Source organism: Rhodococcus sp. NPDC059968, assembly GCF_042738615.1.
In the GTDB taxonomy this organism is placed as follows: Bacteria; Actinomycetota; Actinomycetes; order Mycobacteriales; family Mycobacteriaceae; genus Rhodococcus_F.
Genome location: NZ_JBHWUE010000027.1, coordinates 88,107 through 107,984 on the forward strand (window position 1 = coordinate 88,107; position 19,878 = coordinate 107,984).

A 19,878-nucleotide genomic window follows, 5' to 3' on the forward strand; every position below is an offset into this window, starting at 1 on the left:
TGATGAACTTCGACACCGATTTTCGAACCTGCTGGAGAAACCGAGGGCTTGCTGGAGTGCCGCCGCTGTACGTGGCCCCTCGCTCGTAGCGTCCGGTTGCTCAGGGCGCACGTCGCATATGAGCGGCCGATCGAAGTCGGCGAGCGACCGAAAGCTGGAGCTTCCCGTATCGACCGCCTCGTCGGGCCGTTGCATCCTGCGGAATCGACCGAGTGGATCGACTTGCCGGAGCACGTCGAGGTGCATTGGAACGCAGCACGTTTCGAAGCTACTGAGACTCGAGCTCGGATCCTGACAGTTCTCTCGTCCGTCATGCTTCGGGGCCCTGTACATCCTGTGGCACGGGGTGGTGGGGCGCGCGGATGAACAACTTGACATTTCGGGTATGTGACCACTTGCCACAGTGTGTGGTCTCCAATACACTCGCCGTACCGATCACAGAAATGGCGTTTCAATGGGTGAAACGATTTCCAGAGGTGGTCGGGTTCGAGATCTAAGAGGCGCGATGGCTGCGACAGAAAACCGGCGACTGCAAACTCGTGGCGTCATCCCTTTCGACGGCAATCCCCGCGCGGTCTGAGACCCACCTCGATCGGCAGAGCTGCAGTATCGGTGACAACTCGTCCACGGCGGGCACGCCCAGTCACATATCTGACGATCGGCACCACTGCTCGCAAACAACAACAATTACGGCAAGACATACTGAAAGGCCAATGATGTCTGAATACGATATTTTGGTGATCGGCGCGGGACTCGCTGGCGTCACCGCGGCGCGTGAATGTTCCGCGCGCGGACTGCGAGTGGTGATCCTCGAGGGTCGCGACCGCATCGGCGGCCGTGCCTGGACCATCGAGATGGACAACGGAGAGAAGGCCGACATCGGCGGCACCTTCTTCAGCTGGAACCAGCCGCACTACTGGGCGGAGATCACTCGATACGGTCTCGCAGACGAGGTTGTCGACGCGGTCCACGACCCGTTCGAGTGGGCATGCACCCCCAAGGGGGGCGAGCTCGTATGGTCCACCGTCGATGAGCACATCGAGCGCGAAATGCCGCTGCTCGAGAGCTTCTTCGAACCGTCATACGAGGCACTTCCGCGGCCGTACAACCCGCTCTACAACGAGGAAGCCATCGCCAAGATCGACCACATGACGGTCCAGGACCGGATCGACGAGCTGGGCCTGTCCAAGGACGATTCGGACCTGCTGGCCACCCTGATGACCACATTCGCCGGAGCCGGCCCGGACGAGGTCAGCTACGTCGCGATGCTGCGCTGGTGGGCAACGGCTGGCCACAACTACATCGAGTACTACTCGGACCTGCAGAACTCGAAGCTCAAGCGCGGCCAGGAGAGCCTCGTGCAGGCGATCCTCGACGACAGTGGCGCGGAGCTTCGCCTGTCCACTCCGGTCACGGCTGTGAAGTCCGACGAGAACGGTGCCTCGGTCACGTTGGCCAACGGTGAGGTCCTTACCGGCAAGGCGGTCGTCGTGGCGACGCCGTCGGGAGTGTGGCCCTACCTCGACTTCGACCCGCCGCTCGCGGCCGACAAGAGCGAAGCCACCAAGGAGAGCCTGCAGATTCCCCGTGGCGGCAAGACAGTCGGTGTGATCCGCGGCGAGTCGCGTGTATTCGCCATCACGCCGTTGCCCGGTCACCCGATCACGGCGATCTTCACCACGTACAAGCGTTCCGAGGACGAGCAGCTCGTCACGGTGTTCAGCGGTCCTGCGATGAAGGACCCGGAAGACCAGGCCGAGGTTGCCGCCGCGATCCGCGATCTGCTGCCCAACGCCGAATTGATCGAAATGCATTCGAGCCTGTACGACACGGACGACGAATTCACTCGGGGTGCCTGGTCGGTGCACAAAGCCGGCCAGCTCACAAAGTTTCAGCCGCACACCAAGTTGGCGGAGTCCGAAGGCAGGGTGGTGTTCGCGACCGCCGATATCGCTTCGCTGTGGCCATCGTTCCTCGACGGCGCGATCGAGACCGGCCTACGCGCCGGCCGTGAGGTCAAGCGGATTCTCGGGTGATCTGAGGCTGCCCTGCTCATCCGGATGAAGGCAAAGTCCTGACCATGGACGTATCGGAAGCGTCCCGCCGATCGTGTGACGGCATCACAGGATAGACCGCACATCTGCTGCACGTGATGTCTGGCGTTCGGACGAAATTCCTTCGCCGGGTTGCACGATCGGTGGCCTAAGCGCAACTCCCTCACTCATCGACGTGAAAGACCGCCACGAAAGGATCGATGTTGAGTACCGATTTTGACGCGATCGTCATTGGCGCTGGCTTTGCTGGTGCGACCGCGGCGCGCGATTTGGCGCAAGGCGGGTATAGCGTGCTGTTGCTCGAAGCACGTGATCGGCTCGGCGGCCGCGTCTATTATGGAACGTTCGCTGAGACGGGACTGCCGGTGGACTTCGGGGGTACGTGGGTTTCATCAACACTGAATCACTTCGTCGGTCGTGAGATCGAGCGCTACGGCGTGGGATATGACGAATCACCTCCCATTCAGACGTACGGCTCCCTGTTCGGTGGCCATCGCTTTGAAAGCAGTGTCCCGATCCATCCGGAGGAGCTGCAGAGCTTTGAACGCACGGCGCTCCATGTGTTGACGGCGGCCTCCCGCTTTGATCCGACACTTCCGATCGAAACTCAGAACTACCGAGACCTGGACATCCCGTGGAGCGAGTTCCTTGCGCAGGCTGACCCAGAGCCGGCGACGCGGGATCTCTTCGATTCCTGGGTGCTCCTCGAGGGCGGGTGCCCAACCTCCGAAATTAGTGCCCTTGCCGGGATCTGGACGATCGTCCAGCACGGCAACAGTCTGATCAATTTTGTGTTGGCCGCCGACAAGAAGATCGGTGGTGGACCGCTCGCGCTGCTCGACCCGATGGTTGGTCATCCGGGCATCGACGTTCGATTGGAGACACCCGTCGTCCGGGTGCACCAGGAGGCAGATGCGGTAACAGTGACGACCGCCGAGAATCAGTTGATTACGGCTCGGGGGGTCGTGGTTGCCGTGCCGGTCAACTGCTGGGACGACATCGAGTTCGCGCCGGCACTAAATGAGGACAAGCGACGCGGATGCGCGTTGCGTCCCGGTACGACAGGGGTGAAGGCCTTCGCCTTGGTCGAGAACGCCCCCCCATACTTCGCCGGTATGTCGGCTGGACCCATCCATCGGGTATCAACCGAGGCAGAGTATGAAGGGGCGAGTCTGGTCGCCTTTTTCACCAGAACGGACCTGCTGGATGTCAACGACCGCGACGCCATTCAGCGAGCACTCGAAGTGATGATGCCGGGATGCACGGTCATCAAGTGTGAAGGGCATGACTGGACGGCCGACCCGTACTCCGACGGGTCGTATGCCACGATTCCGGTCGGGATCGTCAAACACCTTGCCGGGATGCGGGCCCCCGAGCAGCGCCTCGCCTTCGCGACCGCAGATATCGCACGGGGCAAGACCTTTTGGATCGACGGAGCAATTGAGAGCGGAAGTGCCGCAGCCGCGATCCTGCAACGCGTCCTCGAGCGTTCGGCCCTGATTTCGCAGTGAAGGTTCGTTCAGTCATGCACGGCAACAGGTCGACAAAGTTCGGTATCCGCATTGGCGGATACCGTTCATTGTCGGACTTTGGACGGAACTTGGACCGGAGGCCTGATCGCGATTGAGCAGATCGTGACGGTACCTCAAGGGTGCGACGCTATCCCGGATCCGGTATCTCCACAGCTGCCGCACGATGTCCGCGCACGGTCGGCGCCAAAGCTCTGACCGATTCGTCCCGGTAGCTCACGAGGGCCGCCCATGACTCGCAAAGCGCGCGCTGCAGACTCGGCAGTCTGTGCGCCATCTTCTGTGATGCCGAGGTCTACCTGAAATCCGTCGAACGGGACTCGGCGTGGTGGTTCCCGCGCTGGTCGATGCGGCCATCGCGGCTTCGTCGTCCACATTCGGGGAGAGTCCGTGTGGTGTTGTCTGCGCGCTTCAGGCGATGGCGGGGCGCACAAGCCCTGTAAAGGATCGCCGCCCACGGAACGACTATCGATTTGAAGCATGGTGATCACGTCACTGCCCTGTGCTGACCGATGTGGGGTGGCGTACCGGTCGGGTTCAGCTGATGCGTTGGTTGGCGGGAAGCGCCGCCATCTATCCCACTGTATGCGGCTTCATTGACCTAATCATTGACGGTTTGCGGCTATTGACCGAAAATTCTGGTTCATATAGGGTCATCGGCAAGGTTTAGGGCTGATGCAAGGCTCAAGTCCGGTAGCGGTCGCCGATTACCGATTCGGTCGAGGTGCTGGTCCCGCCGCAGCGAAGAAACAGCTTCGGGGACGGCCAGGCGGGCGCGCCCCAGTCAAGGTTTCGGATGGAGTGTTATGGAAGTCAACCTTCCGTCGACGGCGCCTGCGCCGCCGCGACTGATCCCCGCCGGCGGTTCCGTGAGAGCCCGGAAGTCCCGATGACGAACGAGCAAGTTCCCTGACTGCAGGCGTTGAGAATTCGACAAGCCCCGCGGCGCGTCGACGAACAGCCGCCTGACTGGTCCGTGCCAACCATCGAACTCATCTGACGGCACATCCCTCTGATCCGCTCACGATCAACTTCACGACGTCAACTCTCAAGATTCGAGAACCCCATGACATCTCTCCTGGACAACCCGACGATCTCCGTGCTCCCGGCGGCACGGGAGTTCATCCAGAGCAAGCATCAGCTCTTCATCGGCAACGAGTTCGTCGATGCGGCAGACGGTGCGACGTTCGAGACCTTCGACCCCGCCACCGGCAGTGTGCTCACCACAGTCGCCAGCGGTGGAGCCGTCGACGTGGATCGCGCGGTGGCGTCAGCGTCCGCGGCCTTACCGGATTGGGCGCGTACCAACAACCGGGTCAAGGCCGCGCTGATGCTGCGCCTGGCTGACCTGATCGACGAGAACCTCGAGCTGATTGCCCAGATTGACAGCGTGGACGTCGGCAAGCCAATCGCCACCGCGCGCTTCGGTGACGTTCCGATGGCCTCGGACACCCTGCGCTACTACGCCGGATGGGCCAACAAGATTGAGGGCTCCACGATCACTCCGGGCTTCCCGGGCGCCTACGTCTACACCCGCCGTGAGCCGGTCGGTGTGGTCGGTGCCATCGTGCCGTGGAACTTCCCGATCACCGGCGCCATCTGGAAGATCGCGCCCGCCCTGGCGACCGGTTGTACCGTCGTGCTCAAGCCCGCCGAGCAGTCGTCACTGTCGGCGGCACTGCTGGCCAGACTGATCGCCGAAGCGGGCTTCCCGCCGGGTGTGGTCAACGTGGTGTCGGGTCTGGGCACCGTCGCAGGCGTGGCGCTGGTGGAACACAAGAACGTCGCCAAGATTTCGTTCACCGGCTCGACCGCGGTGGGCATCGACATCTCCCGGCGCGCTGCGGAGACCCTCAAGTCGGTCTCGCTGGAGCTCGGCGGGAAATGCCCCAACATCATCTTCGCCGACGCCGACATCCCGGCCGCCGCAGCTGTGGCCGCCTCGGCCATCTTCTTCAACGCCGGCCAGGCATGTTCTGCCGGTTCGCGTCTGATGGTTGAGAGTTCGGTCTACGACGAGGTTCTTGACGCGGTGTCGGCCGAGGCGGACAAGTTGGTGCTCGGCCCCGGTCTGGACGAGGGCACGACACTGGGCCCGCTGGTTTCGGCTTCGCAGCAGGCGCGCGTGAACGGCTACGTCGAGCGAGCCCTGGCCCAGGGCGTCGAGGCGGTCCGTGGTGGCAAGGCGCTCGGCCAGGATGGCTACTTCGTTTCGCCGACGATCCTGGCCGGTGCCGCCGACGACATGCCCGTGGTGCAGGAGGAGGTCTTCGGTCCGGTGCTGACAGTGCAGCCGTTCGACACCGCGGAGGAGGCCGCCGCCCGAGCCAACGACGTGGCCTACGGCCTGGCAGCGGGCGTGTGGACGAACAACCTGCGCACCGCACAGCGGATGGCGGAATCGCTGCAGGTGGGCACCGTATGGACCAACCTCTACAACTACATCGACGCCTCGGTTCCGTGGGGCGGCACGAAGGCATCCGGGCACGGCCGCGACATGGGCCGTGAGGGCCTCGACAAGTTCCTCCAGACCAAGGCGGTATGGAATGCCGTCGACTGATCACGAAACGTCGTCCGACAGGTCTGGTCGGTACGACATCTGTCGATGGCATCATTCCGCCACCCGACAGTCCAATGTTCGACATCAATTAGAGGGGCAATCATGGCAAGCCAGGTAGTACCCACGTCGCCCTTCTCGTTGTTGGGCAACGTGCGCACGATGAACACCGCCGCGCCGACCGCGAGCATGGTCAGGATCGACGGAGCACACATCACCGGCACCGGGTCGGATCGACCGATCGGGGCGGTGCTGGACGCAGGTAGCCGCACCGTGCTGCCCGGTTTCGTTGACGTTCACGCCCACGTGGAGGTGGCCTCGGTCCTGGCCGCCACCACGGTAGACATTCGGGTGCCGTTGTGTCGCACAGTTTCTGACGTGCTCGAGCGCCTGCACGCGGCGTTGGCCGACGTCGAAGACGGAGACTGGCTGATCGGGCGGGCCAACCTCTTTTACGACTACAAGCTCGACGACCGTCGGTACCCGACGTTGGCCGAGCTCGACGCCGTGAGCCGGACAGTCCCGATCGCGCTCCGCGCGGGCGGGCACGTGTCGGTGCTCAACTCCAAGGCAATGGAACTGGCCGACCTCGACCGGCTCGCCTCGCTCGATCAGGGGCTGATGGGCAAGGCGAGGGTCTTCGTCGACGAGTCCGGTGCCCGCACTGGTGTGGTTGCCGAGGTCGACGGGCTACTGCCGATCCCGCCACTACCCGAGGACCGGTTCCCGGGTCTGATCGAGTCCGGTGTGCTGTCACAGTTCTCCGCCCACGGTGTGACCACCATCGGCGAGATCACCGAGACCGTTCCCGGCACTCGTGCGATGAGCCAGGTAGCCGCAGCTGGTCGACTCTCCGCACGGGTGGAGGCCTACCTGTGGGTTCCGGGAACCTTCAACGAGGACAACGTCATGAGCTGGCGTGAGACGGGAATCGTCGAAACCCCCCAGCACTATCGGGTCCGCGGCGTGAAGCTCTTCGTCGACGGCGGATACACCGCCAAGAACGCGGCTGTGAAGAAGCCGTACCCCGACGGTTCCTACGGCGAGCTGAACCTCACCAAGGAACAGATCATCAAGATGCGCGGACTGTGCGACGAGGCCGGTCTGCAGGTGGCAATCCACAGCAACGGCGACCGTGCCCAGGAATGGGTCTGCGAGGCACTGATCGAGGGCGGATTCGCCGGCAACGGCGTCCCGACACGACTCGAGCACGCGGGGAACATCGTGCTCGACTGGGAGACCCCGGATCATTGGCGTGAGGCGGGCATCCTCCCGTCGCCGCAGCCGCCGTTCGTCAACACCAGCGACTTCGCTGCATCGTTCCTCGGCGACGCCGCCAAAGGCGGGCTGTTCCCGTTCCGGCGGCTGCTCGACGAAGGTTGGGCGATCCCCGGCAGCTCCGACGTCCACCTCGGCTCAGAGCCGATGCACACCAACCCGATGTTCGGTGTTGCGTGCGCGGTGACGCGCATCGGCTTCGTCGGTGAGCCGGTGGAACTCGACCAAGCCGTCACGGTGGACGAGGCGCTGCAGATGTACACCATCAACGGTGCCCGCACGATGGGCATCGAGCACGAACGCGGCAGCCTCGAGGCAGGCAAGCTCGCCGACGTCATCGTGCTCGACCGCGACCTCAGCGGAGTTGCCGACCACGACCTGCGCGACGTGCAAGTGGACTACGTATTCCGTGGAGGCGAGCTGGTCCACCAGCGGGAAGGTGCCAAGCCGCTTCAGCACGCGCAACTGGAGACACTCTCGTAATCCGTCGCACGTGACCCATCCTATTCGAGCTCGGCGGGGTCACCGCCGTGTGTTGTCCGGATCGGGCGGTACGTATCGCGAACGGCGACTGCGGGCGTGCCATCACTGTCTCCCTATCAAACGGAATGAGCGGGCTGTAATCCACGCGGGCCGACCTGCTTGCAGGGTCGCCCGGAGGATCGCGTCTGGTGTAGTGGGTTCCGGAAAGGGACGGCTCCTTTCCTTCGAGGGTTCCACAGTCGAGAGAGTCCTGGCACGAGGCAGCCGAGGCCGGTGCAGACCTGCTCTGACGGGTGCACCAGCCCCTCGTCGTCGATCCGAATTATATTCTGGCAGAAGGGATTACCGTGCTAGATGAACAGGAAGTCCACGGGTGCTCCGGTTAAAGATGACGGATGAGACAGCCGGGTGAACCGTTGCGACACCCGCCGGCCTACCTGACTTCCCATGGAGGGGAGGGGCATGACCGCCGCCGGCCCCGTGAGTCTGGTGCCGTACCCCACCTGCACTTCGTGCCGCGCTGCACCAAGCGGCCCGGTACAGGGTTGCCCAACGCGTCGATGGTCCTGGGGGTGCTCTCCATCGCGTCATTCTGGGTGTTCGAACTGGGATTCGCCCTGGGGGTGGGCGCAGTTGCCTGCGGCGCACTCGCCACGTCACGGTCGCACGTCGCGGACGACGAGGCCGCATCGCTACGGGCCCTGCTGGGAGCCCTCGCGGGAGTTGCGGGTATCACCGCGTCCGCGATCGCCCTGACCCCCTTGTTGCCGCATCTATGAAACCCAATAAGGAATGCGACCTGCCAACGGACACGTCAGACTCCTTGTAGGCGGTCAGTTCGCTCCGGTTGGGCGGACACGGTTTCTCCGGATCAGTGGACACGAGAATTCCGGGTCGGCGGCCAACGAAACAGCCGATTGACACGCTGAAGTAAATACCGGGCGGGGTTCCTTCGCTCGAGTTGGCTTGGTTTGCGGCGCAAACCAACCGACCGAAGGAACCCCATGACCAAGTGTGCCAGGGAAGTGATGGAGATCTTGGAGGCCTACGACCCGACCCAGTGTGCGATTCGGCGGCGCAGCTGGTCGGGTGTGACGAGAAGACGGTCAAAACTCCGGCAGGTAGCGGGGAAGGCGTGTAAAGAGGCGTGGAAAGCGACGGCTGTTCAGAATGATGCCGGTATGAACGTGTCCTCGAGCGTCATCGACCTCTCTTCACTCAAGCCCTTCGAAACGGCGTATGTCGACGCAGTTCGGAAACCGCGCCACGACGGAGATGACTCAGGGTGGACGGGTGATGTGACCCCGCCGGGTGTGGGAACAGCCCGCGATCGTCCCGAACCTTAGCCGTCATTCCCCATCCGCGGGGGTGTCCACCCGCGTGAGGCGGGTGGGTAGCGAGCTGGCGGAGTGTGCACGGTTGGGGTGAGAAGTACTGGGCGTACCGCCTGGGAGAAGTCAGCTTGTAGCCTCGGGAATGAGTCCATAGGGGGCGGCATTTGCCTTGCGGGTGTAGCGCACAACGACGTCCCCATCCAAACTTGGCGGTGGTGAATTGTCGATCACAATGAGCTGGGCTCCCGCACCATCAGTTGCCAACCAGTTCTTCGCGTGGGTGTAGAAGTTCTCGACTAGTCGTGCGTCGGCGAAGTCGTCGTCGCCGGGTTTCGAGTTGTGGCCAAGATTCTTCTGTGGGCTATCGATGACGAGGAGACCGGGTGCGTCAGCGTTACGTTCATGTGCAACCTCCCACAGAGCCAGGTTCCAGGCGAGCGCAATTACAACCATTCCACCACTGCTTGCGTTGGTGTAGGGAAGGCCTCGTACATACGGCACAAGATCGTCGCCGATGTATGGATTGCTTAGTTTGGGATAGCCGATACTTTCCAAAATTTCGCCGAATCGGGTCGAGAGGGCTCTTATGACTTCAGTCCGGGCAGGACGCTGACGCTGCGTCTGGCGCGCGGCATTTATTTCTTGGGCGTGTTCGGCGAGCCGTTCGTGGTTGGCTTCAGCCTGTGCGACGCGGCGCCAGATGTTGACGCCGGCCTGTGCAGACTGAACGGTCAGACGGGCTTCAGTGATACCTCGACTTAGGTTGTCGCGAAGCGCAAGCCAGGGTGCGGGGCTAGTAACGATGGCGTCGACGGCTTGAGCAGCGGCGTCCCCAGCACTGTCTGCGGCAATGCTCTCATCCTCCAGAACTCTCTGGTGGGCGGTCAGCCGGGCGACGTATTCGTTTAGGCTCTTGAGGCGCTTACTGACTGCACGCAACTCGGCTTCCATTATGGCTGAGCGTTCATCTTTAAATGCCAGGGCGGTAGTCGAGGTTTTATCCTGACCGTTGGTTGCTGGCGGTTCTGTGCGGTTTGTCGGCACAGGCACATTCTCGTTCGCCGAAGCTATTTGTTGGTCGCACAGCGTGCATTGGCCTTGTTGGACGGTGGGGGTCTCGGCGAGGGTGCCTAAGCAGGCTGGGCATGTCACGACTTGGAGAGGATCGAACAGCCGCTCTGCGTCAAGGAGAAAGTTCAGCTTGCGCTGGTCGTCGGCATATTGACCGCGCAGGGCGTCAAGGCGAGCGACGAGGCTGCGTCGGTCGCGTACTCGTACTCGCATCTCCTTGGCTCTACTCTGCGCGAGATTGAGTTCTCTCCGAAGTCTTGCCGAGGCGCGTTCGGAGCTTCGCTGCTGTTCGTCGAGGGATGCGAGCTCATCAGTCAGCTGGGCGAGTGCCTCTACGGCTCCATCGAGGTCGTTCTGCAGCTGGATAGGGCCACGGGGATGCTCGGTCTCCGCGAGTTGGTGGAGTGTGGATGCGAGTACCTGGGCGGACCTAGCCAGTTCACGAGCAGTTCGGTACCGATTTGCTAGGACTGCATCCTCGTTGTCATGAATACCGAATATCGCGTCGACAGTTTGACGGAACTTCTGCCGAACCATGTGATGGCTTTGTTCGAACACCAAGCTCTTATTGTCTAGCCGGTGGTTTGGCACGAACATCACGTTGAAGACGTCTCGGATGCTCAACAGCTGCGTCGCGGTCTCCTCCTTGACGCTGGAGTTTGCCAGGAGGACCCCGTCGAGGTTGCATGACGCCAAAACCAGTTGTGACAGTCCGTCAGGATCACTCGGGGGGGCTGTGCTGACGCGCAATTCTGTCTCAGAGCTCATGTCCTCGAGCCTTGAACGCCACACCGAAGCCACTTTCGAGGGGCTACCGGTCGCGGTCCGTTCAATCACGGTCGGCTGGCCATCGAGTTCGGTTTCAACTAGGGCCGTCCGTACAGCCTGAAGGACTTCCTGATGCTGAGGGTGCTCATTGTCGCCCAGGCAATACTTGATGTAGTCGATGATGCTCGTCTTACCGGTGAGGCTTGGGCCAGTAATAATTGAGAGTGGACGGAACCCGGTTGCTTCACGGAACGATGCACCGTAGGTCTTGCCGGAACCAACTGTCCCCACCAGTCGCAACTCGTGGATGCGAATGCCCGTCACGAAAGTTCTCCCTCATTAGGGTCCGAAATCTTCTCAATTGCACGGGTTTGCGGCACCACGGCGTCGGTCACGTCGTCGAGAAGATCGAGCAGGAGCCACGGGTGCCCGAACCAGCTCTCGACGGCAATCTCTAAGCCCTTGTTTGACATTCCAGCGAGTCGACGGAGTATGATCTCCGACGACTTTTTATACGCATCTGCATATACCGATTGGAACTCAGCGGCCATCTCGGTGCCCGAATCGGTAATGACGTATCCGTTGTTCGTCAACGTTGCAAGTCCGTATGCGACGAGCAGAGCGAGGTCGTGCTGGAGACGGCGTCTCCGCGACACGAATCGATGCCCTGCACTCGCGTAGGCGAGTTGTACCTGGCTAAAGCCCACAAGTTTGAGCGTTGTTCGATCGGCCTCGTCGCGCTGGCTGCTCCCCTCGACGACGATGAATGGGTTGTCGGCGAAGAACTCGTAGTAACCCAGACGATCCAGTGATTGAATCCTTCGGCTAGCTTTCTTGGCGACATCGAGGAGGAGCAACATCCGTGCGAGTCTGAATGTGGTGCTTTCCTCCGGTAGGAAGGTGTTGGACTCCCCAGGAGGCGCGGTGTGGCCACCCACGTCGGCGGGAATCATGGAACCTCCACACTGTTTGCGGTGGTATCCGTGTCGATAACGTCGGCGGCGTTCTCGCGCGCTGCGCCGGACATCTCGGCATTCACGCGAGCTGCAGGTGAGTCGGATGCCTCCGTCGGAGGAATGGGTGCTGTATTTCTTGGAGTGGCGGTGGCTGTGAGGTGCTCGGCCACTACACCTCGCCAGTGAGTCACCCAGCCGGCCTTTTGCTGCTCGACTAGACGATGGGTCGTTCCCTTTTTGTGCGCACGGGCTAGGTACAGCCCTGGCGGATTGTCGCACTTCGCCACATCATCGAGTACCAGGTGCAGCAAGTTCGGGATAAGTCCATCAGCCGAAGTACTCGCCCGTTCCTGGTTGAAGTGGCGTTCCCAGACATCGTGAACTTCAAGCTGCAGTTCAGACATCGACGCGACGGCGTCGTCCTGCCCCTTCGCCTCATAGTCCCGTATCAATGCATCCGTGGCGAAATAGTGCGCACACGCCGAGTCGGTCTCCACATGCCCAGCCTCACGTAGCTGACGAACGAACAAGGCCGTCTCGAACTGTGACATGTCCTCCGTCATGGCCACTCGCTCTGACCGCGGCGCCGGATGTGGGCTCGGGGCCCCATCAGGCGCAACCGTATGCGGAAAGTACTCACGTCGAACGTGGATGGCGTCACGATTCAACAGCTGATGCCGAAGCTCGGTGCCGTCCCACATGTCGATTGCCACCCCCGAACCGGATTGTTTCTTGACCCATCCCTTGAACCACTTCATCTGGTCGGGTGCGAGCACGCACGGCACTACCAAGGTCCATGCGGAGATCGTGTGTTTGTGTTCGGCTGCTTGCTTGAGTGCGCTTTGCAACGACGAACGCACCTGAGATTGTGGGGTCTTGTCCTGCCATTCGAGAACGAACTTTGACTGCCAGATCCGGATGTCGCCACCAGCCAACTGACCTATGAATGTGTCGATTCCCCAATCGCGGTTCCCTGGCCCCTCAACTGTCGCTGCGTCGGGGTGCTTGACCTTCACCAAGTCGGTGACCAGCATTTGAAACCGGTCGCGTGCAGCACCGTCGGTCCCGGCATCGTCGGCGAATCGGCTAAACAGCTTTGAAGGCTCAGCAAGCGGGTTCATAACCACTCTGCCCGTTCCGCCGCAGCTCCCACCGTCGACCTGGTCGGTCGCGACACCGGCTGACAGTCTGTCGGCACGGCAATGGGAAGTGTGGGCATGCGGATAAACTACATTGCGTTCGGGCGCCTCCCGCGCGATCGGCCCGACGGGGAATCCGCGTCGAGTGTCATGCTGAGATCGTCGGCCTGCCTGTGTCATTCACGTGAATGACATTGTGGCCTCGGGCGAGTGGCCGTGGGTGTCATCGGTTCCATGTGTTCGTGTTCGTGGACCGCTCTCGTGTCCGGTCAGCGGGAAGGTGATCGCAGGGAGGATGAGTGCCCGCGGCGTCATGTTGGGGCGGAGCGATACGCGCGGGTAACCGGTGGTGCGGGGAAGTAGGGTAACGTCGGATCTCAGTGAAACCGCAGCTCAGACACCCAAAAACGTATAGTTACAAGACTGTGATTATTGCTCGCGTTGGTTCTCGGTTAAGCTCGTGACATCAACACCGGCCCCTCTGTTAGCCACCGACTGCGTGTCACCGGCTTCAAGGGTCGGTTTTCTTTTGTCTAGGGGCCAATCGATGGAGTACCTCAAGCCGCACCTCACCTTCAACGAACAGCTTGAGAAGCTGGAGGGGCGCGGCCTAGTTGTCAATGACCGGCGAGAGGCGATCCACGCTCTCAAACGGATCGGCTACTACCGCTTGTCCGCGTACTGGTATCCATTGAGGCTCATTGACGTCACTGGCACTGAAGCGCGCCGGCGCCTTGATGAGTTCCACCCCGACGCAACGTTCGACAACGTGATTCGCCTCTACGAGTTCGACGCCAAGCTCCGATCGGTGCTGATGCAGGGCCTCGCAGATCTTGAGATTGCGCTACGCGTGCGGCTTGCCTACAACCTAGGCAAGATTGACCCATTCGGGCACCTGAAGCCGGATTTGCTCGATCGCGGAACGACGGACGAACCATCGCAAACGTACGACGGCACCAACTACGAAGCGTGGCGTGCGAGATACGACAAATTGTGTCAAGAATCTTCGAATGAGGACTACGTAAAACACTTCCGCGAAAAGTACGACGGTCGCCTCCCGATCTGGACCGCCACAGAGTTGATGGACTTCGGGGCGATCGTCCGACTCATCGGGTTCCTTCCCGCGCGTGACCAACAGAAGATCGCCGGCGCGTTCGGACTGAAAAGAGCGACTGACCTCATCTCGTGGAGCCGATCGCTGAACGTAGTACGCAATCACTGCGCACATCATGCTCGAATGTGGAACCGGAGCATCCCCTACCCTCCGGCAAAGGTCCGAGCGAATGTGGTACCTGACAGAATGGCGCACCTGGCAGAAACGAAGAAGGAAAACATAGCCCGGGTCTATTACCTGGCAGCGCTCCTCGCGGGGCTTCTTGTCCAGATCGTACCTGCGACCAACTGGCCGCGTACCTTCAAAACGCAAGCGCGAAAGCTTCCCGAGATTCAGCAGGTCGCGTCACTGAATGTTATGGGTTTCCCCGAAGCCTGGGAATCGCTGGACCTTTGGAATTATAGCCCCCCGGCAAGTCGCGCTTGATTGCTGACAGTCTCTGTTCTCTGAAACAGATTGGCGCGGCGCGATGTCTTCGGTGCCGCCGTGAGATTGCAGAATTGAAGGGCCCGACTAGGCTCTATGGCACTCGACAGCTGAGGTGCAGGCGAGGAGAACGCCGAAGCCCTGCTCGGCCCGATCGCCGAGTACAGCGGCGCGGCCGCGCGCTCGGAACTCGGCCACGCCGAGGTCGTGTTCACCATCCCCGCCGAATCGGTGCGCCAGGCCACCTCGACGGCCCTGGCGGTCCTGGAGACCTACCCCTGGCCGTTGCGGTCGCTGCGAGTGCTGTCCACCGCCGATTTCGACCGCCTCACCGACGCGATGGACCTGCCGCCGCTGGTGTCGGTGCAGGAGGCCGCCGACGGGCTCGGGATGACCCGCCAGGGCGTGCTGAAGGCCATCAAGGGCAAGGTGTTGCCGGCCACCCGTGTCGGCGGTACCTGGGTGCTCCAGCGGTCCGTGGTCGAGGGCGCCCGCGCCCGCCGTGGCGCATAGCCACCGACAGCTGCGTCTCAGGTAGCGAGTTCGGCTCGTGAAGCAGTGAGGGTTGCTGCGCATTTTGCGTCGCGAGGATCGAACAGCAGATCCCAGCGCGTGAGCTCGCCGTTTTGATTCGTGGTTTCCGGGATCGTGTACTCGTGACGTTCGGCGGGGGTGGGTTTCCGCCACCCGTCCCTGTTGTACGTGGTGGCGATGCGTTCATCTGTCGTGAACGTAATGACGACTTGGTCGGCCTCGGCGGCAATGGTCAGTAGTTCGAGCCGTAGCTGGCGCGCGGCCGGCGGCTGCTGGGGTGTGATTGCGGGCCATCGGAAGTGGTTGTGGAAGGTCACCGCCCCGCCCCGGCGGACGTAGACGGTGAGCGCCGCCCCGACTGTGCTGGCGGGGTTCGTCAGCCACATCACCCGAAACCAGTGCCGCCACCGGGTGACGGGGTAGGCGCGGGATCGAGTCGCCAGTGCCAGACCGTAGACGACGTACACGAATATCCCGACCAGCATGAGTGCGATCGCGATGAGCAGGACCATTAGGACGTCATCGAACGCGACGGTGGCCAGTGCCGCCGCGATTACGGCGAGGAGCATCGTCAGTGCCAGGGCAGCCCACCAGCGAGCCTGGTGCGGGCGCCTGAAGTTGCCAAGCTGCAGACGCGCCGCGGCACGAACTCGGGGGCCGGGCGGCGGGTTCGCAGTCCTCCAGCGGTCCATGCCGTCGAAGAAGACAGTGGTGGTGCACTCGCCTTCCGGCCATCCTTTGCGCGCATCGATCACCGCGCATTCCTATCACTGAACTGGGCGGATGACACGGCCCTGTGACGGCCGAAGGGCCACGCCCACAACGCGATACTGTCCACACAACGTCCAGTCAGCTCAGACAAATGGGGAGACGCCATGACCGATGCAGCAACCACGCCGCCGCTCGGGAAGATCCTGACCGCCGACGAGATCGCCCGGTTCGTGGCCCGCGTCGCGTACCCCACCAGCCCGGTGGTGCTGGTAGACGAGGAACTGGCTCTGGCCGCCCCGGCGCGGGCCTACGGTGACTGGCTCGACGCGCTCGGCCTGCCAGACCTGGCGGAGAAGGCCCGCACGCTCCTGCCCGAGACCGCCGACGCCCCGCGCCGCGACCGGCACCGCCCCTGATCCGGGGCGCGGCGTGTAGCGACCACCTCGGCTCGGTTCCCGGCCGCCGGCTCCTGAGGGTGAGAGGGGCGGGGTATGACATTCCGGCTGCCGACCACCCTCGCGACGGACTCGTAAACTGCGGCGATGGCGGCGTTGACGAAGTATTAATTTAGCTGCCGACGACGCCTAGCTCGGAGCGCGCTTCGACTCGTGGTCAAGCACCGGGGAATATGTGCGAACCGAAGGAGCTGACCCCATGAATCACGAGCCGATAATGCAGGAGCGCAGGGAGGCGTTCTGGCGGAAGTACCGGTGGACGCCCGATCTGCCGGCGGAGCAGCGCAAGGCGATCGAACAGGTCTGGACGGACGAGAAGATCAAGGAAGCCGAAGCCCTCGGCTTCTGATTGGTGCCGTCGCGTCGACCCGCTCGCCGCAGGTCGCCGGCCTGACACCGAGCGAGCCGACTTCGCTGCGCGTGGGCTATCGAGCCCGACCCTGTATGAGCTGCCGTCGTCGGATGCGGATCTGTACCGATTGGGGATGATCGCGGTAGCGCGGATGGTCCTGTGAGCCCTTGGTCGTATCGGCGGATGGAGGTCGGGTCGTCGCTGCGCGAGCGTGGGGTGACCTGCGTAAACGGTGGCCGGACCCGTACACTGTGGGCACCGACCGCAGCGGTAGTTGGCCTGAGTGAGGAGGGAGCGAGAGATGACCGTCGTCAACATGAAGGTCACCCGACAGAAGCTCATGCAGACCGCCATCCTGAACAAGATCGAGCGCGAGCATCTGCCCCTCGACACCGTCCGCGTACGCCGCAGTCTCCAGAGTGTCCGCGAGCATGTGAGTCGCAGCCCGTACTTCACCGACTTCCTGGATCGGTGGGAACGAATCGTCGAGGACAACGACGTCGAGACCCTTCGCCGGATCGTCGAGTCGGACGACGAGACTGGGAACGAGATGCGCAACCTTTCCCCGCTGCACGTGCTGCTGACCGAGGATGAACGCATGAAGGTCCTCGATGATCTGCGTGAGCTCGTCCTGAAGTGAACCGCGAGGAACTCGAGCAGGTCATCAAGGCAGCCTGCGCGAACCTCGACGAGGGTCAGGTGATTGTCTTCGGCTCCCAGTCGATCCTCGGGACCTACGACGAGACGGAGTTGCCGGAGTACGCGACTTTGTCGCGTGAGGTCGATGTGTTTCCGCGGAGCGGCATCGACGCTCCGGCGTCGCCGGCAGTGGTGGAAAAGATCCTCATCCTCAACGGACGCCTCGGTGAAGGCTCACCGTTTCATGAGTCTTTCGGCGTGTACGTCGAGGGGATCCACAAGGACGTAGTGGTACTGCCGAAGCAATGGGACAACCGGCTGGTCGCAGTGAAGGTCGAGGACGGGTCGGAATACGGGCGGACGGGCAGACGAGGCGACGAAGCTGATCGCCCGTAAACGCCCACCGGCGGTACCCGATCTTCGGATTCGGTGGTCAGTCAGGTCCTGGGCACCGAGCGAGCACATCTGAACCCGGTCCGGGAGGCCCTCCGGGCCGACGACGCAGCGCTGCACCGCCGGTTGCTGTCGATCCGTAAGGAGGCCGGCCTCCCCGAGGAGATCTCCGCGCTCCGCGTCTTCGACGTGATCGCGTGGATGGACGGCACAAATCGCGGCCTTGGCGAAGACTCTGACCTGGGAAAGATGACACGTCCCGGGGTGACCGGAGGCCCACTCCCTGACAATTCACCATGAGGAGGGTGGGGCTTCGGGCAGCTGCCGCATTTCCAGGACGTGGAGGCCCAGGGACTGGAAGCGGTTAAGCAGCCCGTAGAGGTGGGCTTCGTCGATCACGGTGCTCTGGTCGGACAGTGCGGCACGGTCTAGTTCGGGGAACGCTTCGGCCAGTGCGTCCGACACGAGGTCGGCGACCCGGAATTCGTAGCGCATGTGCACTCATTTCTCGACGGCCGCGTTCGTGGGGTCGACCATGCTGATTTGTGACTCCACAAACCTTTCGCCTCTTCCGGGGAGTGTGCATCCCCCGCAACGGGTGAGTGCACGAGCACGTCTCCGTGCGGGACTTCGATCCGATGGCATGAGTGGGCGGGGAGAGCCGCGGCCTCGGAGAATCCTCTGACCTGTGGAGATGGCACGTCCCAGGGCGCGGTTCGGACGGTGCCGCCGAAAAGGGTTGTTCGGCCGCCGGTGGGTGTGTGGTCGGCTTACCGTGAATTCCGTGGGGTTCGCGATCGTCGTGGACACCGTGTGGAGGAGGGGTGATGACTGCGAAGTTCGAGCTTTTCAAGGACGCGGCCGGCAAGTTCCGGTTCCATCTGAAGGCGGCTAACGGGGAGATCATCGCGGCGAGCCAGGGCTACACCTCGAAGGCAGCGGCTCAGACCGGGATTGCGTCGATCAAGGACAATGCCGCATCCGCCCCGATCGAGGATCTGACCTGATCTCTGATGATTCCCGTCGTGCCGAGGAGCTGAGACCGCCGCCCGCGGGATCGGGAAAAGGGCTGCGGATTTCGCTGGGCGTCATCGCGGGTCTGCTGCTGGGGTTCTTCTGCTATCTGCCGGCGGTTCTGCTGTGGCAGCACTACGGCAATGTGCCGCAGCCCCGGGTGTATCCGCACGGCTCGTTCACCTCGTTCGGGCCTGATCCGCCGCCGGCCTCGTATTGGGTGCGTTGGGCGGGCCCGGCGGTTGCGGTGGTGGCGTGCGGTGTGATGACGGTTCCCTGGCGGCCCGCCCGGCAGTTCGCTCTGCCGTTGGTGTGCGCGTTCGTGCCGATGGCGGCGATGGTGGCGTGGTTCGTGATCGGGATGGAACTGTTCTTCACCCCCGACTGAACCACCGGCGAAGCGCTGAATCTGCTTGGTTTGACGGCGGCCCGCACCCGACTTCCGGGGTGCGGGCCGTGTGCTGTGTGGGGCCGTAATGGTGCTGTGACCTGGTGTGATGACATGTCCCCGGTTTGTGATGTGGGGGTGCCGGCGATGTGCCGGGGGAGTGTCGGCGCGGGGTGTCGGCGGGCGCGTGGGTGTCTGGTTCGTCCGGGTTTGAGCAGTTTTGAAAGATGTTGATTTACAACAGGTTTCAGTAATTGGTTGGTGAATAAGGATTTACGTGTTTTGTGCGCAAATGTCAGGTTGTTAAGGTTCGTAATATGTTATAAAGCAACAGATTTGGGTGTTTTGAGTTTTTCGACTGTTTTGGTTGCGTGGGGGGTGGGTGGTATGCTTGTGGGTATGACATGGAGCGGCGTGGGGAGGCGAGTGGGCGGCGGGTCGGGCGCACCCTCCCGCCTCCGCAGCCTCGTTGGGGTGTGGGGGACCGGATCGAACGGAACGATGAAAAGCGCAGGTGAGAACCTAATCTCGGAAACTCAGAGGAGCGAAGCGACTCGATCGACGGCAACGGGAATGGACCCACTGCGAGCCGCGCAGCGGCTCCCTGGCGGGGAGCGAAGCGACTCGCCCCGTCTCCCGGCGCGGAGCGCCGGGAGCCGGTAACATATACACAACAACCAGCC

The 19,878-nt window shown here is 62.4% G+C and carries 19 protein-coding genes; 14 read left to right on the forward strand and 5 right to left on the reverse strand.

Annotated elements, in window-relative coordinates:
- Positions 1 to 713: 713 nt before the first annotated feature.
- The 5 genes from ACFWAY_RS22230 (at position 714) to ACFWAY_RS22250 (ending at position 8,680) form a co-directional block, all read left to right on the forward strand.
- The gene (locus ACFWAY_RS22230) at positions 714 to 2,036 is read left to right on the forward strand and encodes a flavin monoamine oxidase family protein (protein ID WP_378512157.1); all 1,323 of its coding nucleotides are present in this window, start codon (positions 714 to 716) and stop codon (positions 2,034 to 2,036) included.
- A 218-nt stretch (positions 2,037 to 2,254) separates the two neighbouring features.
- The gene (locus ACFWAY_RS22235) at positions 2,255 to 3,565 is read left to right on the forward strand and encodes a flavin monoamine oxidase family protein (RefSeq protein WP_378512158.1); all 1,311 of its coding nucleotides are present in this window, start codon (positions 2,255 to 2,257) and stop codon (positions 3,563 to 3,565) included.
- A gap of 1,084 nt (positions 3,566 to 4,649) precedes the next feature.
- The gene (locus ACFWAY_RS22240) at positions 4,650 to 6,143 is read left to right on the forward strand and encodes an aldehyde dehydrogenase family protein (RefSeq protein WP_378512159.1); all 1,494 of its coding nucleotides are present in this window, start codon (positions 4,650 to 4,652) and stop codon (positions 6,141 to 6,143) included.
- Between the two features lie 102 nt (positions 6,144 to 6,245).
- Positions 6,246 to 7,901 (forward strand): amidohydrolase, encoded by a 1,656-nt coding sequence (locus ACFWAY_RS22245; RefSeq protein WP_378512160.1) that lies wholly within the window; start codon positions 6,246 to 6,248, stop codon positions 7,899 to 7,901.
- A 545-nt stretch (positions 7,902 to 8,446) separates the two neighbouring features.
- Positions 8,447 to 8,680: a hypothetical protein gene (locus ACFWAY_RS22250; protein WP_378512161.1), complete on the forward strand. Its 234-nt coding sequence runs from the start codon at positions 8,447 to 8,449 to the stop codon at positions 8,678 to 8,680.
- Positions 8,681 to 9,358: 678 nt separating this feature from the next.
- Here the strand turns inward: ACFWAY_RS22250 and ACFWAY_RS22255 are convergent.
- Genes ACFWAY_RS22255 through ACFWAY_RS22265 form a run of 3 tightly spaced genes read right to left on the reverse strand, consistent with a single transcriptional unit; the run spans position 9,359 to position 13,151 of the window.
- Positions 9,359 to 11,398 carry a hypothetical protein gene (locus tag ACFWAY_RS22255; RefSeq protein ID WP_378512162.1) on the reverse strand — a complete coding sequence of 680 codons (2,040 nt, stop codon included), beginning with the start codon at positions 11,396 to 11,398 and terminating at the stop codon, positions 9,359 to 9,361.
- Positions 11,395 to 12,027: a hypothetical protein gene (locus ACFWAY_RS22260; RefSeq protein WP_378512163.1), complete on the reverse strand. Its 633-nt coding sequence runs from the start codon at positions 12,025 to 12,027 to the stop codon at positions 11,395 to 11,397. Before ACFWAY_RS22260 ends, ACFWAY_RS22255 begins: the two co-directional genes overlap by 4 nt.
- Positions 12,024 to 13,151, reverse strand: a complete 1,128-nt coding sequence (locus ACFWAY_RS22265; RefSeq protein WP_378512164.1) for a hypothetical protein — start codon at positions 13,149 to 13,151, stop codon at positions 12,024 to 12,026. Before ACFWAY_RS22265 ends, ACFWAY_RS22260 begins: the two co-directional genes overlap by 4 nt.
- Before the next feature lie 565 nt (positions 13,152 to 13,716).
- Between ACFWAY_RS22265 and ACFWAY_RS22270 the strand changes: the two genes are divergently transcribed.
- On the forward strand, positions 13,717 to 14,709 hold the full coding sequence (locus ACFWAY_RS22270; protein WP_378512165.1) for an Abi family protein: 993 nt from the start codon (positions 13,717 to 13,719) through the stop codon (positions 14,707 to 14,709).
- A gap of 207 nt (positions 14,710 to 14,916) precedes the next feature.
- Positions 14,917 to 15,222 carry a helix-turn-helix domain-containing protein gene (locus tag ACFWAY_RS22275; protein ID WP_378512166.1) on the forward strand — a complete coding sequence of 102 codons (306 nt, stop codon included), beginning with the start codon at positions 14,917 to 14,919 and terminating at the stop codon, positions 15,220 to 15,222.
- Positions 15,223 to 15,239: 17 nt separating this feature from the next.
- On the opposite strand, the gene ACFWAY_RS22280 is transcribed toward ACFWAY_RS22275, so the two are convergent.
- On the reverse strand, positions 15,240 to 15,998 hold the full coding sequence (locus ACFWAY_RS22280; protein WP_378512167.1) for a hypothetical protein: 759 nt from the start codon (positions 15,996 to 15,998) through the stop codon (positions 15,240 to 15,242).
- A 120-nt stretch (positions 15,999 to 16,118) separates the two neighbouring features.
- On the opposite strand from ACFWAY_RS22280, the gene ACFWAY_RS22285 reads away from it, so the two are divergent.
- From ACFWAY_RS22285 to ACFWAY_RS22305, 5 genes are all read left to right on the forward strand, one after another.
- A complete protein-coding gene (locus ACFWAY_RS22285) occupies positions 16,119 to 16,370 on the forward strand; it encodes a hypothetical protein (protein ID WP_378512168.1) in 252 nt (83 codons plus the stop codon).
- A 238-nt stretch (positions 16,371 to 16,608) separates the two neighbouring features.
- Positions 16,609 to 16,758: a hypothetical protein gene (locus tag ACFWAY_RS22290; protein ID WP_378512169.1), complete on the forward strand. Its 150-nt coding sequence runs from the start codon at positions 16,609 to 16,611 to the stop codon at positions 16,756 to 16,758.
- 304 nt (positions 16,759 to 17,062) lie between these two features.
- Positions 17,063 to 17,401, forward strand: coding sequence for a hypothetical protein (locus tag ACFWAY_RS22295; RefSeq protein WP_378512170.1), 339 nt, complete (start codon positions 17,063 to 17,065; stop codon positions 17,399 to 17,401).
- Entirely contained in the window at positions 17,398 to 17,796 is a 399-nt protein-coding gene (locus tag ACFWAY_RS22300) for a hypothetical protein (RefSeq protein WP_378512171.1), read from the forward strand. The genes ACFWAY_RS22295 and ACFWAY_RS22300 overlap by 4 nt, the downstream gene beginning before the upstream one ends.
- A gap of 33 nt (positions 17,797 to 17,829) precedes the next feature.
- Positions 17,830 to 18,093: a DUF6308 family protein gene (locus ACFWAY_RS22305; protein ID WP_378512172.1), complete on the forward strand. Its 264-nt coding sequence runs from the start codon at positions 17,830 to 17,832 to the stop codon at positions 18,091 to 18,093.
- Here the strand turns inward: ACFWAY_RS22305 and ACFWAY_RS22310 are convergent.
- Positions 18,085 to 18,288, reverse strand: coding sequence for a hypothetical protein (locus tag ACFWAY_RS22310; RefSeq protein ID WP_378512173.1), 204 nt, complete (start codon positions 18,286 to 18,288; stop codon positions 18,085 to 18,087). The genes ACFWAY_RS22305 and ACFWAY_RS22310 overlap by 9 nt on opposite strands.
- A 332-nt stretch (positions 18,289 to 18,620) precedes the next feature.
- Here ACFWAY_RS22310 and ACFWAY_RS22315 point away from each other — a divergent pair, with 332 nt between their 5' ends.
- On the forward strand, positions 18,621 to 18,800 hold the full coding sequence (locus ACFWAY_RS22315; RefSeq protein WP_378512174.1) for a YegP family protein: 180 nt from the start codon (positions 18,621 to 18,623) through the stop codon (positions 18,798 to 18,800).
- Between the two features lie 152 nt (positions 18,801 to 18,952).
- Positions 18,953 to 19,195 (forward strand): hypothetical protein, encoded by a 243-nt coding sequence (locus ACFWAY_RS22320; protein WP_378512175.1) that lies wholly within the window; start codon positions 18,953 to 18,955, stop codon positions 19,193 to 19,195.
- The last annotated feature ends 683 nt before the right edge of the window (positions 19,196 to 19,878 follow it).

Excerpts from the sequence above, each read along its gene's own strand:
- ACFWAY_RS22245 (WP_378512160.1), top strand. The coding sequence starts at position 6,246 with ATGGCAAGCCAGGTAGTACCCACGTCGCCCTTCTCGTTGTTGGGCAAC.
- ACFWAY_RS22240 (WP_378512159.1), top strand. The coding sequence starts at position 4,650 with ATGACATCTCTCCTGGACAACCCGACGATCTCCGTGCTCCCGGCGGCA.
- ACFWAY_RS22260 (WP_378512163.1), bottom strand. The coding sequence starts at position 12,027 with ATGATTCCCGCCGACGTGGGTGGCCACACCGCGCCTCCTGGGGAGTCC.
- ACFWAY_RS22290 (WP_378512169.1), top strand. The coding sequence starts at position 16,609 with ATGAATCACGAGCCGATAATGCAGGAGCGCAGGGAGGCGTTCTGGCGG.
- ACFWAY_RS22310 (WP_378512173.1), bottom strand. The coding sequence starts at position 18,288 with ATGCGCTACGAATTCCGGGTCGCCGACCTCGTGTCGGACGCACTGGCC.
- ACFWAY_RS22295 (WP_378512170.1), top strand. The coding sequence starts at position 17,063 with ATGACCGTCGTCAACATGAAGGTCACCCGACAGAAGCTCATGCAGACC.
- ACFWAY_RS22235 (WP_378512158.1), top strand. The coding sequence starts at position 2,255 with ATGTTGAGTACCGATTTTGACGCGATCGTCATTGGCGCTGGCTTTGCT.
- ACFWAY_RS22315 (WP_378512174.1), top strand. The coding sequence starts at position 18,621 with ATGACTGCGAAGTTCGAGCTTTTCAAGGACGCGGCCGGCAAGTTCCGG.
- ACFWAY_RS22230 (WP_378512157.1), top strand. The coding sequence starts at position 714 with ATGATGTCTGAATACGATATTTTGGTGATCGGCGCGGGACTCGCTGGC.
- ACFWAY_RS22265 (WP_378512164.1), bottom strand. The coding sequence starts at position 13,151 with ATGAACCCGCTTGCTGAGCCTTCAAAGCTGTTTAGCCGATTCGCCGAC.
- ACFWAY_RS22270 (WP_378512165.1), top strand. The coding sequence starts at position 13,717 with ATGGAGTACCTCAAGCCGCACCTCACCTTCAACGAACAGCTTGAGAAG.
- ACFWAY_RS22285 (WP_378512168.1), top strand. The coding sequence starts at position 16,119 with ATGACCGATGCAGCAACCACGCCGCCGCTCGGGAAGATCCTGACCGCC.